This is a genomic window from Neisseria sp. WLZKY-1 (genome assembly GCF_046546535.1).
In the GTDB taxonomy this organism is placed as follows: domain Bacteria; phylum Pseudomonadota; class Gammaproteobacteria; order Burkholderiales; family Neisseriaceae; genus Neisseria.
This window is the reverse complement of sequence record NZ_JBKGTW010000127.1, coordinates 1-469: the sequence shown is the minus strand read 5'-3', so window position 1 is coordinate 469 and position 469 is coordinate 1. Positions and strand designations below refer to the sequence as shown.

The window sequence follows — 469 nt, the reverse complement described above, 5'->3', positions numbered from 1 at the left end:
GTTTATTAAGGATCATTTTGCTAGAAAATGAATTTGCAGCAGTAAATTTGTTACTTAGTGCGTTGCTTCTCTGATTTAGCAGTAAATTTGTTACTTACGCCAAAAAATGCGATGATCGCAAATGGCAGAACTTTTAAATTAGGACAAACTGCTCATCACATTGTACAAGAAACAAAAAATAATATTTATACAAATGAATCAAGAAGAATTCTAAATAAATTCAACATTAACCATTTAACAGATCCAGATAATGGTGCAGCTTTATGGGGAACTAGAACTACACAAGTGAATCAGCCTGGACATCCGGGTAGGAAATGCCCTGCATATCATGATGGAAATGTTCATTCGGATTATAGTGATAAAAGAAGGGGCTGTCCTAGATAACTCAGGAGATTCCGTTTAAGTTAGAATTTTCCTTATGAGAAAAAGTCGTCTGAGTCAGTACAAACAAAACAAACTGATTGAGCTA

1 protein-coding gene is annotated in these 469 nt (G+C 34.3%); it reads left to right on the top strand.

The window, feature by feature from the left end; translation table 11 throughout:
- Nucleotides 1–87: 87 nt before the first annotated feature.
- Entirely contained in the window at nucleotides 88–384 is a 297-nt protein-coding gene (locus ACLD9W_RS12495; protein WP_410842300.1) for an AHH domain-containing protein, read from the top strand.
- Nucleotides 385–469: the final 85 nt, after the last annotated feature.